The organism is Streptomyces cyaneofuscatus, from assembly GCF_033109485.1.
In the GTDB taxonomy this organism is placed as follows: Bacteria; Actinomycetota; Actinomycetes; order Streptomycetales; family Streptomycetaceae; genus Streptomyces; species Streptomyces cyaneofuscatus.
Genome location: NZ_CP137002.1, coordinates 82,112 through 97,884 on the forward strand (window position 1 = coordinate 82,112; position 15,773 = coordinate 97,884).

A 15,773-nucleotide genomic window follows, 5' to 3' on the forward strand; every position below is an offset into this window, starting at 1 on the left:
CCTACTCGAACGGGAGCTCAGGCTGAGTCGCCTGGCGCTTGTTGTAGAGGTTTCGACCAAACCCCTCAATGCCGCTACTGAGCTTAAAGCCCATTTTTCCGAACTGAACCTTCATGATGTGCTCTCGGATTCTGAGAGACGTGTCATCTCCGCACACATGGATGCAAATGACAGGCCCATCCTTGTCTCGCCTGCCCAAGTCTGCATGCTTGTCCAGTCGAACGTTAAAGTTGTTGGTCTTGCCGATATACACGTGGCCAGGCTTCGACTTATCGTCGAATATATAGACACCTTGATTCTTGTTGCAATTGTGAAGCAAGACCGGCGTGGCCCCCGCCAGCACATAGTACGTGTGGATACCTGCGATGGTCAGGTCGTGGGTCCGCTGGCGCTTGTCGAAGTAGCGGACGCCTTCGAGAGCGACCGTGTCACCCTCCGCCGTACGCAGGGTCATGCCGATGCGCAGGTCCCCGGCTTCGACCCAGTCCCCTTCGGACACCGACCAGAACGGGTGCGTGGTCGTGGAGACGAGTGATGCCGATGTGCCGGATCCACCTGTGACGGTCAGGTCGACGAAGTGCTTGTCGTTCTCGGTCGTGATCGTGGCGACCACGTCCCGCACCGGCGTCTCACCGCTCTCCGGGTCGGTGACGACAACATCGTCCCCGAGTTCGATCTCTTCGATCGGTTTCGTGGTTCCGTCGGCGAGGAGTACCTGTGTGCCTGGCAGGAAGCTGTGACATGAGTCGTCGTCCCTGCCCTTCTTCCTTGCCTTATTCCTCGCCGAGGCCAGGGAGTCCTTGGCCTTACCGACGGCCTTGCTGGCCTTCCAATAGCTCTTGGCTCCGGCAATGAGGTCGGCCCCGAGGTTCATCACGCGTTTGGAGAGAGCCCAGCCCTTGACGGGCTGCCAGACGTACTTCCCGACCAGCTTGCCCGCGAGACCGCCGGCGAAGCTGCCCGCGACGTTGAGCGCCGTCTCGCCGCAGGCCCCCAGGTCGCCGCTGGAGAGGCAGTCGAGTGCCGCCGTGACGCCCAGTTCGTCCATGGCGATCTTGACGAGGGTCTTGACTGCGGATGCGATGCGCTTCTTGGCTGCGGACTGCTGGCTTTGGGCGCCCTGGAGCGCGCTGGAGGCTTGGGCGACCTCTTTCTCTCCCATGTGCGGGGGGCTCGGTTTGCTCGGCTTGCCGCTGACAGGAGTTCCGCCCCGGCATTCGAGGAGGCCTTCCATGCATTCCGCGATGGCCAGGCCGCTGGGGTCGGCGTGGGTGACAGGGGTGTTGTTGGCGTAGGCGTAGCCGTTGATCTGCTGCGGCTGGGTGTGGTCGACGAGCGGGTCGACGGAGATGAACTTTCCGATGACCGCGTCGTACTCGCGGGCGCCCAGGTGGGTCAGGCCGGTGGACTTGTCGATCGTGCCGCCGACATAGCCCTTCTCGCCCGGCCAGGTGCCGGACGCTGTGCCCCGGTCGACTCCGTAGGGGTCGAAGCGGCGTTGGGAGAGGGCACCGGTGGTGGCGTCGATCGCGAGTTCGCCGGTGCCGTGGTGGTCTCCGACCGTGAACGACAGCTTGCCGTCGTTCGTACGGACCGCGACCGCCTGGCCAGCGTGCGAGTAGTAGCGGGTGGCTTCCTTCTTCGTGCCGTCCACGGACAGCTTCAGCTCGACGCCGGGCAGGTAGACCGTCGTACCCGTCGGGTCCTTGCGCTGGATCCGGTTGCCGCCGCTGTCGTACAGGTAGGTGGTCTCGGCTCCGCTCGCCTCCTTGGCCTTGGCGAGGTTGCCGGTGGCGTTCCATTCGAGGGTCTGGGCGTCACCGCCGATGGTGCGCTTGGTGGTGTTGCCGGCGTCGTCGTACTCGTACGACGACTGGCGATTACCGGTGGGCGTCTTCTCGACGATCTTGGTGACCTGGTGGGGGCCGTCACCGAGGGCTCCCGCATCTCCGTAGGTGTAGGTGCGGTAGATGTTCTTCGTCGCGTCGAGGCTCGTGTCGTGCGTGGTGTCGGATGTCCTGTTGCCGATGGCGTCGGTGACGTACGACTTCCAGTAGGGGGCCGGTCCGCCGAGCGGTGAGGCGCCGGGGGCGGCCTGACAGGCCTTCGGGCCGGAGCCCTCCAGCGGTGCCGACGTTCCGAGGGTGCCGCTGCCGTCGGCGTCCGTCGCGCTCGACGCCGGACTCCAGGCCTCGGCCAGGCGTTGCCGGCTGTCGTAGGCGAAGCACTGGACGTCGGGCGAGGAGGCGTTCGCCTTGTCCGCGATGGACAGGACGTTGCCCGCCTGGTCGTACGAGTAGGTGGACTCCTTCGCCGGAGCGGAAGCCCCGTAGTCGACCACCGAGCGCGTCAGCCGGTCCGTACCGGTCTCGTAGTCGAAGGTCTGCCACACCTTCTTTCCTGCACCGGTGGAGAGTTCCAGCTGCTGGAGGTGGCTCAGCTTGGAGTAGACGGAGCTGGTGACATACGGCGTCGAGCCCGTGAGGGTCGTCGGGCGCTGCAGGTCGTCGTAGCCGTTGACCAGTACTTCTGCCGGAAGGTCACCCGTGGCGGGGATGCCGGTCGACTGGAGGGTGCCGTCGCGGTTGTACGCCGCGGTGAAGGTGTACGTGCCGGCGAGTGATCCCTGCGAGGCGGGCACGACGTAGTTCGTCTTCGTCGGCCGGTAGAAGTCGTCCATCGTCTGGATGACGGTGCCGAACGACTCGGTCGGCGAGAGGTAGCTGATATTGGCCCATGCCTGGCCCAGCAGCCCCGTCTTGTCGTACCGGGTCTCCGTGAGGCGGGTTCCGGTTTCGACCTCCCCCTTCCAGGTGGACAGCGGGCGGCCGAGCTTGTCGTAGAGCGTGGAGATCTTCGTCTGGCGGCTGTCCGTGGACGACTTCGGGCGGTCGAGGGCGTCGTACTCCGTCGTCGACGTCCCTGTGTCGGGGTCCACGCTCTTCGTCTTGCGGCCCAGCAGGTCGTACTCGTAGCTCCAGACGTTCTGCTTGTCGTCCGTGACCGTCTTGAGCTGGTTCTTCGGCGTGTAGGTGTACTTGGTCACGTCGTAGCCGAGCAGCGGGTTCGGGGCATCGCCCCGGTAGTGCCAGAGCTCCTTCGTATTGCCCGCCGAGTCCGTGATCGCCGTTGTGGGGACGCCGCCCTTGGGCGGGTCGACCGTCGTCCGCTCGCCGTCGTACTTCGTTGTGGTGCGCCACTGCTCGACGCCGGAGACCACCGTGATCTGGGCGGTTGGTCGGCCCAGGCCGTCGTACTCCAGCAGGCTCTGCTGGCGGACCTCGCCGTTGTGGACGATGAACAGTTCGTCGGAGGCGGCATCGGCGGCGTTGTAGGTGCCGTTGGTCTTCTTGATCTTGCCGGTGCCGTCGTAGAAGGAGTCGGCGACCATGCGTGTGCCGTCGGGCCCCTCCGTCTGGAGCTGCCGCGGCCGCAGCAGGGCATCGTACAACTGGTACTCCGCGCCGTACGACCCGCTGTTCTCGATCTTCTCCACCTTGATCGCGACGACCTTGTCGCGGCGGACATTGTACGAGTACTTGATGCTCGGGGTCTGTGTCTTCGCACGGTCCGGGAACCACACCGAGGTGAGGCGGCCCAGGCCGTCGTAGGCCAGATCGGTCCGCTTGCCGTTGGGGTCGGTATGCCCTGCCGACGTGCCCCATGCGGGGGCGAAGTCGGTGGTGGTGACGTGGCCGAGCGCGTTGGTGGCTTTGGTCTGGGAGATCAGGCCGTTGACGTCGACGTAGTCGGTCTTCGTCTCCGCCTGGGTCGCGTCCTTCTGGGACTTCGGACGGCCGAAGGCGTCGTAGGTCGTCCAGCCGGTGGTCTGGTAGGTGCCCGTGGTGCCGTTGTGGGAGATCAGGCGTTCGGTCATCGTCGCGTCACCCTTGGTGGGTGCGGCGCCGAAGGCCTTGTTGTCGTAGGACGTGCGCTCGTCCGCGTGGACCTGCGTCCTACGGTCCGGGGTCTCCGAGCACTTGACGCCGACGGCCTCGCTCCGCGAGGGCAGGCTGAGGAGGTTGGCGGCCGCGTTGTCCACGTACCAGGTCCGGGTGCAGGTGTCATCGGCGGCCGTGGAGAGGTCTCCCTGGTCCTCGACCTCCAGGACACGGCCTGTGCCGTTGGACGTGTCGTACTTGATGGTGCTCTTGGTGGCCCGCCAGGTGCCGTTGGAGAGCAGGCTGTAGCCGCGCTCGGTGTCGGAGCGCACGAGCACTGAGTGGGAGGTTGCCCAGTCGCGGGTCTGGGTGGCGGTGGTGTGCTTCCAGGGCTCGTTGATCACCTTGGAGACGAGCTTGGTGCCGTCGTAGGTGTGTGCTTCGAGCTGGTGTCCGGTGAACTCCTCGGACGAGGTGTACTCGACCCCGGTGGAGTCCTTGACCTTCACCGAACGGGTTTTGCCGTCCGGGTCCTGGTCGCCGTCCATGCCCTGCAGGTAGGTGTAGTCGATCCGCGAGGTCTGCTTGTCGGCGCTGCCGCTGGTGACCTTGACTTTGCCGTAGCCCTGCCAACTGCCCCACGTGAGGTACTTGGCCTCGGTGATGCCGTCCGGCTTGGCCTTACGCCAGGCCGCGGGGCCTTGGTAGTCGTAGCGCGTGGTGAGGCTGTCGCTGCCGCCCGTCCGGTCGGTCTCGATGATCGCGGCCACCACGTACTTGTGGAACCAGTCCGTGATCGGCTCGATGGTGCCGGGCGGGGACCACGTCACCGGATAGCAGCGCCTGGTCGACTCGCCCGGCTTGGGCAGGGTGGCCTTGGTGCACTCCGTCGCGGCGTAGTTGACGTCCAGCTGGGCGCCCGTCTCGCTGAGGACGGCCGTGAGGCGGAAGCGGTGGAAGGGGGCAATGTTGTCGTTGTCGCCGTCGACCCGGTTGATGAACTGTTTTCCGTAGAGCTCGAGCGTCGGCAGCTTGACCGTGGTTCCGACCCGGCCCTCGTGGTTGATCTTCGATAGCCAGAGGGTCTTGGAGTCGTCACCGTTGTCGGTGAACAGGTGGGTGAAGGTCCACGCGTCAACGTCCTGGTACTCGGTGGCGTTCTTGCGCATCTGGGTGGTGACGCCCGTGAGGCGCTTCGTGGTCCAGAACGTCTGCCCCACGGTGCACTTGGTGCCGGCCTTGCACTCCTGGTCGACCGGTGTGTCCGGCCAGTACTTCGCGTTCGTCTTGGTCCGCTTGGATTCCGCGCAGTCGAAGTCGTCTGTGGGCAGGCAGCGTTCGGTCAGGTTAAACAGGACGCGGGCGGGTGCCTTGGATGCGTAGGCCTGGTTCTCGCGCTGGCCGTAGTCGATCCGCTTGAGGTATCCGCCGCGGTGGTAGGCGGTGCCGTTGACGTCCGTCTTGCCGTTCAGGGCGTAGTGGTTCGTCTCGGGCGTGTAGAAGTAGGACATCACGTTGCCGTGGGTGTCCTTGACGTGGTCCAGGCTCCAGCGCCAGGCCTGCTTGCAGTGGGCGCTGGTGAAGGTGGCCTGGTAGCAGGGCTCCTTCACGTCGTCGCCGAAGACGGGGGCAGTCCAGGTGGAGTCCGTGGTCTCCTTGCCGGTGGTCCAGCCCGGGAGGCGGTTCAGGCCGAAGCGGCATCCCTCGGACATGACGCACACGGAGTGGGCTGTGGTCCGGCCGCTGCTGCCGGTGCCGGGCTCGACGCGGGGCCGGGCGGGCAGCCGGAGGCGTACTGCCACCGGGCGATACTGGACGCGATCCGGTATCTCGTGGACAACGGCGTCAAGTGGCGGGCGAGGCCGGCCGACTTCCCACCGTGAGACCGGGGTCTACGTGTTCTTCCGCCGCTGGCGCGACCGCGTGCTGGTCAGGGAGTTCCACGACCGGCTGCGCGGCCGGGGCAGATGGAGGTGTCCCTCGACCAACGCGACGCCCCCCTGGCTCGAAGGGCGACTCTGCGGCCTCGCAGAGGAGATCTCTGAGACTCTCGATGAAACCGCGCACTGTACCCGCTATGTCAACGCGCTCACCCAGGGAAAGAAGCGCTTCACGCCCCAGAATATCGACGAGCTGAGGCGTCTCATCGAGGAGGACCTGAGGCTGCACCAGGCAGAGCTGTCCGGCGGTTACCGGGCCGCGTACGACGAGATCAGCCGCGGCCTGACCTTCCCTCGAAGGTCGTCACCACTGCATCAGCATCGGTGCGCCGCTCTGTCGCTCACCGGATCCAGCGCGATCTACTCAGAGGTTGACGCGTAAGCCGTTCTCACAAACGAACCTTTCCCGGTGCAAGATCGAGAACAGTCGGCAGGTGCGCACTGCCCGGCCCACGCTGCTGATGCAGCAGGTCCTGCCGATTCGATATGGGCCGACAGCCTCACCGACGCGGACCAGCGGGCGTTCTCCCCGCTGTTCTGGACGCACGTGAACCCCCTACGGGCGGTTCGAGCTGGAGATGAACAGCCGCTTGGAGCTGGACCTGGCCGCCAGGGCCGCGAGGGTGCCCGGCCCGCGTACCCCTGAGGTCCACAGCGCGGCGTCCTCGGCGTGACTGGCGCCGGGCGTACGGCGGAGGCATGGGGCGAGCGGGCGCGCCGCTGCGCGTACATCTTCTGCTCTCAGCCGTCGCCGGTGGCGTGCTTCAGTTGTTCTTCGCCGACTCGTCGAAGAACCTGACGATCCGGGGCAGGGCTTGCCGCACCGATCCGTTGTGGTCGTGGTCGCCGACGTCGATCAGCCGGGACGTGAGGCTGCCTTCACGCCGCACGCTCTACCGGCTGCTGGACAGGCTCACTAGCGGCACCGACACCAGCGGCTCGGCAAAGACCTGCAGGTCACGGGGGCATGGGGCGTCCGCGCCGTTCGGTGCGTTGCCCGCGTTCGCGCCGGGTGAAGTGATGCAGATCAATTCCATCCCGCTGGACGTGCTGGTCCGCCTGGACGACGGGGTGGGCGGCACCGTTGAGCTGACCGGCATGGTCGACGTTGCGACCAGGACGGTGAGCGCGGCGGTGCTGCGGCCCACGACGAAGGTGTTCGGTGACTCCGTCGGTGATGCCCAGGGGAAGACCGGGGTCGGCGGAGAGCAGTTCGATGACGTGGCCGGAACGGATGAGGTATGGGGCGGGGTAGCCCCGGTCGAGCAGTCGCAAGGTGCGACCCGCGTGGTCGATCTCGGCAATCAGGGCGGTCGTGAACTCTTCGTCATGGCTGGGGTGGGAGTGCTGGGCCTGGTCGCGTTCGAGGGAGTGTTCCAGCCGTTCAGCCAGTTCTTCCAGGCTGGATGTGTGGTGAGCGGCTTCGCGGAAGGCACCGATCAGTGTGGTGGTGATGGAGACGGCACCGACCCCTTGCCCTCTGATGTCGCCGATGAGAATGCGGATTCCAAATGCAGTGTCCTGGATGGCGTACGCGTCCCCACCGATCCGGGCCTCTGCGTCCGCGTCGGCGAGGACGCTGCCGCCGACGGCCGGGGAGGCACGCCACGCTCCGTCATCATCATGCCGATCGCGGTGCCCAGCCCGAACGGCTCACCGGCCGTCACGACGTACAACGCGGTGGTGGTGCGCCGCTGGTGAGTGGTGGTAGCCAGGCCGTCGACGGTGCTGCGGAACTCGGCGCGTATGGAGGGCTTTACCGATCGTTCCGGAAGAAGTCGCGGAGCTCGTCACTGCAGTCCTCCGCACTGGGTCGCTGCCGCGAGAAAGCCAGAATTCCGTCGTTCCCGACTTCCGGCCTTGCCTTGTCCAGCTGTGCCTTGATGTCGGCGATGAACTCGCGGCACTCGGCACTGACGTGCTTCTCAGGCTGCAGGTTCGGTGCTGAGGAGGCATTCAGCCCGGCAGTACCGGCGAAGCCGACCAGGCACAGCACGGCCCACGCGGCAACCCATGTGCGGCGGCTCATCTGTCTCGGCTTCGGCATTCAGACATCCTACGAGTGCCACGGCGGATTGCCTTTGCAAAATGGGTAGTTGCGCTGGCCTGGCCGGGCCGCCAACTACCGGGCCGGGATGCTAGAGGGCGGTGGCGCGAGGGACCCGCAATCCGCCCTTGAGGCCGGCCAGAGCCGCATGGCTGTCTGCTGATCGCCCGAGGCGACAGCCGCGAGGGCCGCGGCCAGCTCCAGGGCGGGCCAGACGTCAGCGAGCGCGTCGCACTCCCGCTACGCCTCTTGCGTGCCTCTCGCCGACCCGAGGAGCTCGGACTGAGCGGCCACAAGGTCATCCGGGCACGCGGCACCGATGAGGGAGGTCATGCGGGGACCTTACAGATCCGACGAAGGCGGATCAGACAGATCTCAGCCAGGCTCGATGGCGGTGTGAGGAGAAGAGGGAGGGGCGTATGAGGCAGAGCAGGATGGCTGGTGACAGAGCAACGGGCGAATGGGACCGATGTATAGCACCAGTTGACAAACAGCGTGAACCACGGGGCCCCAGTGGCAGGTGCGAGGAGCACCGAAACGGCTGACCGCGAGCGCTGCACAGGCACGTGCTTCTGGGACAGTGAGCGTCGGATTCCGAACCCGCGGCATGCCGCGAGCGCTGCACAGGCACGTGCTTCTGGGACAGTGAGCGTCGGATTCCGAACCCGCGGCATGCCGCGAGCGCTGCACAGGCACGTGCTTCTGGGACAGTGAGCGTCGGATTCCGAACCCGCGGCATGCCGCGAGCGCGTGCTCTGCCGCCTTCCTTCAGAGCCGCAGGGCAACTGGTGCGAGTACGCCCTCGCGCTGCGGAACATGCCCGGACGTTCGAACACACACCACCGGATCGCGCAGGCAGTACCAACCTCATCACACAGGAGGCACGCCCATGCACGTCCGCACACTACCTCTGTTCGGGAGACCCGGCCGGGCCGTTCTACTCGCTTTGGCCATGCTGGCCGCCCTGCTGGCCGCAGCCGTTCACACCGCCACCAGAGCTCAAGCGGCGGTACCCGACCGCTGGGGATTCGCGTACCTGGATAACGCAACCCCGCCTGCCGGCTACGTGCCCGACCCGTCACGGCAGTGGGGCAGTTGGACCTCGCCGTCCACCAATCCCGTCAAGGTCGACCAGATCGGCCTCGGCTCCTACGTCGTGCACTTCCCCCTGATCGGCGGACCGGGCGGCGTCGCCCACCCCTCAACGAGGAAGCCCTCAGACGCGGCGTCACCATCCGCGCAATATGCCAGGACAGCTTCCGCAACAACACCGACACCCTCGCCTACGCACGCTGGCCGGTAGAACTCGGCAGCGAAATGCGCTCCGTGCCCGCAGTCCCGATCCAGATGGTCATCATCGACCGCCAGATCGCCCTGCTGCCCGTCCAGCCCGACGACCCCCGCACCGGCGCCCTCGAAGTCCGCAGCCCCGGCATCGTCGCCGCACCCCACACCCCACTTCGACCAGGTACAGGAGAACGGACTCCACCTCGGCAAACAGATCCCACGCGACCACACCGGCTGCACACCCGCAGAAAAAGAACTCCTCCAAGGAGCAGCCGCCGGCGACACCGACGAAACCGCAGGACGGAAACCAGAAGCATCCCCGCGAACCATACGCCGCACGATGTCCCAACTCATGGAACACCTCAACACCACCAGCAGATCCCAAGCCGGCGTCAACGCAACCAAACGCGGCTGACTACAACCCCATCGACCAGGACCGCCCCGAAACACCAACCACCCGGCAAGCCCAGCCACAACACACCACGGCACGCCAGCCAGCCCAGCCGGCAGACCCGGCCAGAACACGAAGAACACACAAACACCAACCGCCCAACCAGGAGTACGGCGCCCCCGGCAACCGACCCGGCAAACACCACACCCCAACAACCAGAACCAGACCACAACAACCCGACCCTGGTCAGCGAGCACCGGGCTCCTGATCAGAGCAAGTTCCGGGCTCCTGGTCAGATCGCGCGCTCGGCAGCGACCTTGATACGCCGGCCGAAATCAGGGGCGTCCTTCCGTGACGCGCCGCCCGCCAGGGGCAGCAGCAGCTTACCGATGCCAAGGCCCTCGAGGACGTTGAACAGGCGCACCCGGGTCCCTCCCCCCGGATCCGGCTCCAGGTCGTAACCGCCTTCCCGCACAGTGATCGAGTTGCGCGAGGCCTCACGCCAGCGGATGCGCGTCGGGGTGGTCAACTCTGTGATCTCGAAATCCCGTTCGGTCTTCATTCCCGCGTCTTTCACCGTGCTGTGAAAGACGGTGCCTGCCGCCGTCGCTCCGTCCGGACTCTTGTCGATCCTGAGCACACGTGGACTGAAATCGGGATCGTTCCGCCCGTCCGCCAAGTACGTGAACACAGCGTCGATGGGGCGGTCGATGGTGACGGTAGCCTCGAACTCGGCACTCATACACCCCTCCCGGAGAGGGCCGGCCCCGGCCGGGGCCGCAGCAGGCAGTGGTACAGACCGTGTACGTCGCGTCGCGAGTCGCACGGTCGGCATCGGTCGCGTGGGGGCAGCACCAGCATGGGATCCGAGCTCACACTCCGCCGCACATCGCCTGGTCCCGCGGGTGCGGCGCAGCCCCGGTCGCCGCCCCCTCAGGATACCGCCGATGCCCTTGAGCGGCAGGAATGAACGAGGCGGCGCACTTCACCCGCAGTACCGCCGGCCCCCGTGCAGCACACATGCCCCAGGGCCAGCCTGGGCGCCCTACCGCATCCAGCCCCGACGGCCACCCCACCAGCGGTGGCGCGGTCACCCTCGCCCGCGAGCTGCAAGAGCGGCGTGCCCGCAGTCGGAGCAATTCACCTCCGACCACAGGCCAGAAGCCAAAGTGAGCCAGGTGAGTAACGCCAGCCCCCCATCAGCACGCCCCGACCGCCTGATCACACTGTCCGACGGCATCTTCGCAATCGCCATGACCCTGCTCGCCCTCGACGTCAGGGTCCCGCCCGGCCTGAACTCCGCACAGTTCCACGACGCCCTGCGCGAAAGCACCCCCCAGCTCGCCGCCTACGCGCTCAGCTTCCTCATCCTGGGCGTCTTCTGGCGCGACCAGCGGCAGATCCTCCTCATGTCCGCACAGACAGGCGGCCTTCCCCAGCATCTGGCCCTCGCAGTCCTCGGCGTGATCGCCCTGGTGCCCTTCCCCACCTCCCTCCTCGCCGAGTACGGAGCACGCGAGCCCTGGGCAGTGGTGCTGTACGCAGCGACCATCTGCCTCATCGACCTGCTCCAACTCGCCATGTTCGCGACGCTGAGAGGCCGCCACGGTGTCCGCGCCGTGGGCGAGTGGCGGGACACCGCGGCAGACCTGAGCGCGACGATCGCGGTGTTCGGAGCCTCCGTACCCATTGCCTTCTTCGCCCCGCAGGCGGCCATGTGGTGCTGGCTCGCCCTCTTCCCCGTCAAGGCCGCCCTTGGTCGGCAGGAACGGCTGCGGAGCGCCCGGCAGGACGGCTGAGACCTTGGGCGATGAGTACCTCGCGGCCGTCGGGCGACCCGCTACGGCGCGTCCACCAGGATCCGTCCGTCGGCCGGGGTGCGTGAGGCGAGGCCGTTGGCGTAGAAGGATTCGACGCGGGACTGCTCCGTCGCGTTCGGGACCGAATTCCTGCAGCTGATTCCGGCGCTGGAGCCCGACATCAGCTGGGAGCACGGGCCGGGCTTGGTGTCCGGCAGGCCCAGGCTGTGGCCGATCTCGTGTGCGGCGATGCGGGTCCTGTCGTGCCCCTCGGTGACCGCCTGACTGCCCAGCTCCACCCGGACCTGGCCACGAGGGCGGACCGGGCCCAGCGTGGCCTGCGGCCAGCCGCTGGTGGCCACGATCTGGATCTCGGCGCGCTCGCCGGGCGCGGCCTCGACCAGCTTGACGTTGTCGACGTTCGAGTTCCACGAGGCGACCCCGGCCGCGATCGCCGCCTCCCAGCTGCCCGCACGGCTGTCGTCGTAGCGGAGTGTCACCACGGCCGCCGAGCCTTCCGTGACAGGCGGAGCCGGTGCCTCCGTGGCGCTCGCCGCCGTGACGGTGGTCAGGGTGATCGCCGCGGCAATACCGGCCGCCTTCAGCACTATCGAATTCAGCATTGCTGTCCCTTCACTCATGGGGGGGGCTCGGCTCCGGGCGGAGCCGAGAGTGACGGGAGGACGGCTGCCGCCAACCTGCCTTTCCGCAGGGACAGTTGCCGAGCCTCCGGGAGCCGCAGAACCTATGCCCACCAAGAGGCGTTCGCCATGCTCCTGTCACGCGAGACAGGCTGGAAATCGGTGGTGCGGATCACAACGTGGCAGCACCTAGCCGAATCAGGGGCACGCCACTGGCACTGCCTGGCCGGATAGGGCTGGTCTCCCGCGGGCGTGGGACCGGAACGGTGCGCGCGTGGTGCGGTGGCGGCGCCGGGTTCCGGCGGCCCGTTCCGTACGCTGGGGGCATGCGCATGCGCCCCACTCTGAGCTGGACCCCCACCGAGGAGCTGTCGCCGGGCACCACCGATCTGGAGCCGGTCGCCGACGCGCTGAGCGGTGGCGGTGTGCTGGTGCTGAGCGGGGCGGGCATCTCCACCGAGTCGGGCATCCCTGACTACCGGGGTGAGGGCGGAAGCCTGAGCCGGCACACCCCGATGACGTACCAGGACTTCACCGCCGACGCCCAGGCCCGCCGCAGGTACTGGGCGCGCAGCCATCTCGGCTGGCGCACCTTCGGCAGCGCCCGCCCCAATGCCGGGCACCGGGCCGTGGCCTCGTTCGAACGGCACGGCATGCTCTCGGGTGTGATCACCCAGAACGTCGACGGTCTGCACCAGGCCGCCGGCAGCGAAGAGGTCGTGGAGCTGCACGGAAGCCTGGACCGGGTGGTCTGTCTCTCCTGCGGCACCCTCAGCCCGCGCCGCGAACTCGCCCGGCGACTGGAGGAGGCCAACGAGGGCTTCGCGCCCGTGGCCGCCGCGATCAACCCGGACGGCGACGCCGACCTCACCGACGAGCAGGTCGGGGACTTCCGCGTGGTTCCGTGCACCGTCTGCGGCGGCATCCTCAAACCCGACGTGGTGTTCTTCGGGGAGGCCGTGCCCGTCGAGCGGGTCGAACACTGCCGTTCGCTGGTCCGTGAGGCCACCGCACTGCTCGTCCTGGGATCTTCACTGACCGTGATGTCCGGGCTCCGGTTCGTCCGCCAGGCGGCGCAGGCCGGTCAGCCCGTGCTGATCATCAACCGGGATCACACCCGGGGCGACCGCCACGCCGTCACCCGCGTCGCGCTCCCGCTGGGGACGGCGCTCACCACCTTGGCCGGCCGGCTGGGCATCCCCGTCGACGACGGGTCGGCCGGGACCGGGTGAGGCCGGCCGGGAGATATCCCGATGTAGATGCTTTTGGGTTAGTTTCCCGCGCGCCGAGTCGGGAACTCGCATTGAGGCGGAGCGCAGGGTTCCGCCTCATGCAGTACCCGTCGTTCTGGAGTTTTCATGTCAGAGCAGCGCAAGAGTCCGTTCGCCACCGTCAATCCGTACACCGGGGAGACCCTCGCGGAGTTCCCGGCCATCGAGGGCGCGGAGGTGGACGCCGTCCTGGAGACCGCGGGCGACGCCTTCGACGCCTGGCGCAAGCGGAGCATCGAGGAGCGTGCCGCGCTGGTCGGGCGCGTCGCCGGGCTGATGAAGGAGCGCAAGGAGACCTTGGCGCGCCTGATCACCCTGGAGATGGGCAAGCTGATCTCCGAAGCCCGCGGAGAGGTGGATCTCGCCGCGTCGATCCTTGCGTACTACGCGGAGCACGGCCCCGGCTTCGCGGCCCGTGAGCCGCTCGACGTCGAGGAGGGCGAGGCGTATCTCGTCAACGAGCCGCTCGGGGTCCTGCTGGGCGTCATGCCCTGGAACTTCCCGCTCTATCAGGTGGTGCGCTTCGCGGGGCCCAACCTCGTGCTGGGCAACACCGTTCTCGTCAAGCACGCCGGGATCTGTCCGCAGTCCGCGCTCGCCCTGGAGGTGCTGTTCCGCGACGCGGGCGCGCCCGAGGGCGTCTACACGAACCTGTTCGTGAGCCACGACGAGATCTCGCGCATCATCGACAGCCCGGTGGTGAAGGGAGCCTCGCTGACCGGCAGCGAGCGGGCCGGGGCCCAGGTCGCGGAGCGGGCCGGCCGCAACATGAAGCCCAGCCTGCTGGAGCTGGGCGGCAGCGATGTCTTCATCGTGCTCGACGGTGAAAACCTGGAGCGTACGGTCGGTGCCGCGGTGGCCGGCCGGATGGCCAACACCGGGCAGAGCTGCGTGGCGTCGAAGCGGTTCATCGTGCTCGCGGACGTCTACGACGACTTCGTCGAGGGGCTGCGCGGCACGTTCGCGGCGCTCACCCCCGGCGATCCGTCCGACGAGGCGACGACGCTGGGGCCGCTCTCCTCCGAACAGGCCGCCTCCGACCTGGCCGAGCAGATCCGCGAGACCGTGGAGCAGGGCGCCGAGCTGGTGATCGGCGGCGGCCGGATCGACCGCCCCGGGGCCTTCGTCCAGCCGACGATCCTCACCGGCGTCAAGCCCGGCATGCGGGCGTACGCGGAGGAGCTCTTCGGGCCCGCCGCCGTGATCTACCGGGTCGAGGACGAGGACGAGGCCATCGCGCTCGCCAACGACAGCCGGTACGGGCTCGGCGGGTCCGTCTTCTGCTCGGACGTGGACCGGGGCCGACGCGTGGCCGAGCGGGTGGAGACCGGCATGGTCTGGGTCAACCACCCGACCTCGACCCAGCCCGACCTGCCGTTCGGCGGGATCAAGCGCTCCGGCTACGGGCGGGAGCTCTCGAAGCTCGGTATGCAGGAGTTCGTCAACCGCAAGCTCGTACGCGTGCTGCCGCCGGACGCCGAGCTCAGCGGCATCGCGGGCTGAGGAGCTCCCCGGGCCTGTTCCGCGCCCCACCCCTGGGCCCGCCCTTCCCGCCGGCCTGTCGGGCCCGTCCTCAGGCGGACCTGCGCGGCCACCCATCCCGTACACCTCTCTCACCGCCTTCCGAGGCGTCGACACCAAGGAGTCACCGTGCCCGCAGTACCCGACATCACCCTCAACAACGGCGTCACGATCCCCCAGCTCGGCTTCGGGACCTTCCAGATCCCGCCTAAGGACACCCGCGAGACCACGCTGGCCGCTCTGGAGACCGGTTACCGGCACATCGACACGGCGGAGATGTACGGCAACGAGAAGGAGGTCGGCCAGGCGGTCCGCGACTCCGGGCTCGACCGCGCCGACGTCTTCGTGACGAGCAAGCTGAACAACGACGCGCACCAGCACGACGAGGCGCTACGGGCGTTCGACCGCACAATGGATGAGCTCGGTCTGGAGTACCTGGACCTCTTCCTCATCCACTGGCCCCTGCCGGGTTCGGGGGACTTCGTGGAGACCTGGAAGGCCCTGGAGGAGATCTACCGGTCCGGCCGGGCCAAGGCGATCGGGGTCTCCAACTTCCAGCCGAACCACCTGCGCCGACTCCTGGAGAGCAGCACGGTGGTGCCCGCCGTCAACCAGATCGAGGTGCACCCCTACCTCACCCAGGACGCCGTACGGGCCTTCGGCGCCGAGCACGACATCGCCACGGAGGCCTGGTCGCCCATCGCGCAGGGCAAGGTGCTCTCGGACCCGGCGATCACCCGCATCGCCGAGCGGGTGGGCCGGTCAGCCGCGCAGGTGACGCTGCGCTGGCACCTCCAGCGCGGGGACATCGTCTTCCCCAAGTCCGTGACGAAGAAGCGGATCGAGGAGAACTTCGACCTCTTCGACTTCGAGCTCACCGAAGGCGACATCGGTGAGATCTCCGCCCTCAACCGTGATGAGCGCACCGGGCCCGACCCGGACACGTTCAACGGCTGAGCCCGACGTCAGGTGGTTCGCGGGCCCGCCCCCGGAGC

The 15,773-nt window shown here is 67.6% G+C and carries 9 protein-coding genes and 2 pseudogenes; 6 read left to right on the forward strand and 5 right to left on the reverse strand.

The features are described 5' to 3' along the window. Position 1 precedes the first annotated feature (1 nt). Positions 2-5,683 carry a polymorphic toxin-type HINT domain-containing protein gene (locus R2B67_RS00415; RefSeq protein WP_398867763.1) on the reverse strand — a complete coding sequence of 1,894 codons (5,682 nt, stop codon included), beginning with the start codon at positions 5,681-5,683 and terminating at the stop codon, positions 2-4. Positions 5,684-5,777: 94 nt separating this feature from the next. On the opposite strand from R2B67_RS00415, the gene R2B67_RS00425 reads away from it, so the two are divergent. Together R2B67_RS00425 and R2B67_RS36155 are read left to right on the forward strand one after the other, a co-directional pair. After that, positions 5,778-6,203: a hypothetical protein gene (locus R2B67_RS00425; RefSeq protein ID WP_317825055.1), complete on the forward strand. Its 426-nt coding sequence runs from the start codon at positions 5,778-5,780 to the stop codon at positions 6,201-6,203. Between the two features lie 491 nt (positions 6,204-6,694). Further along, positions 6,695-6,994 (forward strand): annotated as a pseudogene (locus tag R2B67_RS36155) (integrase); the annotation flags it as partial. Positions 6,995-7,048: 54 nt separating this feature from the next. On the opposite strand, the pseudogene R2B67_RS36160 reads toward R2B67_RS36155, so the two are convergent. The 3 genes and pseudogenes from R2B67_RS36160 to R2B67_RS00445 all read right to left on the reverse strand — a co-directional run. Then, a pseudogene (locus R2B67_RS36160) lies at positions 7,049-7,369 on the reverse strand (SpoIIE family protein phosphatase); the annotation flags it as partial. Between the two features lie 208 nt (positions 7,370-7,577). Next, positions 7,578-7,868 (reverse strand): hypothetical protein, encoded by a 291-nt coding sequence (locus R2B67_RS00440; RefSeq protein ID WP_317815822.1) that lies wholly within the window; start codon positions 7,866-7,868, stop codon positions 7,578-7,580. A gap of 1,970 nt (positions 7,869-9,838) precedes the next feature. Beyond that, complete coding sequence (locus tag R2B67_RS00445) at positions 9,839-10,288, reverse strand: SRPBCC family protein (protein ID WP_317815823.1); 450 nt, start codon at positions 10,286-10,288, stop codon at positions 9,839-9,841. A 427-nt stretch (positions 10,289-10,715) separates the two neighbouring features. On the opposite strand from R2B67_RS00445, the gene R2B67_RS00450 reads away from it, so the two are divergent. Then, positions 10,716-11,345 carry a TMEM175 family protein gene (locus R2B67_RS00450; RefSeq protein WP_317815824.1) on the forward strand — a complete coding sequence of 210 codons (630 nt, stop codon included), beginning with the start codon at positions 10,716-10,718 and terminating at the stop codon, positions 11,343-11,345. Positions 11,346-11,386: 41 nt separating this feature from the next. Here R2B67_RS00450 and R2B67_RS00455 read toward each other — a convergent pair whose 3' ends face one another. Beyond that, entirely contained in the window at positions 11,387-11,968 is a 582-nt protein-coding gene (locus R2B67_RS00455) for a snapalysin family zinc-dependent metalloprotease (protein ID WP_317815825.1), read from the reverse strand. A 344-nt stretch (positions 11,969-12,312) separates the two neighbouring features. On the opposite strand from R2B67_RS00455, the gene R2B67_RS00460 reads away from it, so the two are divergent. The 3 genes from R2B67_RS00460 (at position 12,313) to R2B67_RS00470 (ending at position 15,735) form a co-directional block, all read left to right on the forward strand. Next, positions 12,313-13,218, forward strand: a complete 906-nt coding sequence (locus R2B67_RS00460) for an NAD-dependent protein deacetylase (RefSeq protein WP_018512735.1) — start codon at positions 12,313-12,315, stop codon at positions 13,216-13,218. A 126-nt stretch (positions 13,219-13,344) separates the two neighbouring features. After that, positions 13,345-14,760 (forward strand): NAD-dependent succinate-semialdehyde dehydrogenase, encoded by a 1,416-nt coding sequence (locus R2B67_RS00465; RefSeq protein ID WP_317815827.1) that lies wholly within the window; start codon positions 13,345-13,347, stop codon positions 14,758-14,760. 147 nt (positions 14,761-14,907) lie between these two features. After that, positions 14,908-15,735, forward strand: coding sequence for an aldo/keto reductase (locus R2B67_RS00470; RefSeq protein ID WP_317815828.1), 828 nt, complete (start codon positions 14,908-14,910; stop codon positions 15,733-15,735). The last annotated feature ends 38 nt before the right edge of the window (positions 15,736-15,773 follow it).

Excerpts from the sequence above, each read along its gene's own strand:
- R2B67_RS00440 (WP_317815822.1), bottom strand. The coding sequence starts at position 7,868 with ATGCCGAAGCCGAGACAGATGAGCCGCCGCACATGGGTTGCCGCGTGG.
- R2B67_RS00445 (WP_317815823.1), bottom strand. The coding sequence starts at position 10,288 with ATGAGTGCCGAGTTCGAGGCTACCGTCACCATCGACCGCCCCATCGAC.
- R2B67_RS00455 (WP_317815825.1), bottom strand. The coding sequence starts at position 11,968 with ATGCTGAATTCGATAGTGCTGAAGGCGGCCGGTATTGCCGCGGCGATC.
- R2B67_RS00460 (WP_018512735.1), top strand. The coding sequence starts at position 12,313 with ATGCGCATGCGCCCCACTCTGAGCTGGACCCCCACCGAGGAGCTGTCG.
- R2B67_RS00465 (WP_317815827.1), top strand. The coding sequence starts at position 13,345 with ATGTCAGAGCAGCGCAAGAGTCCGTTCGCCACCGTCAATCCGTACACC.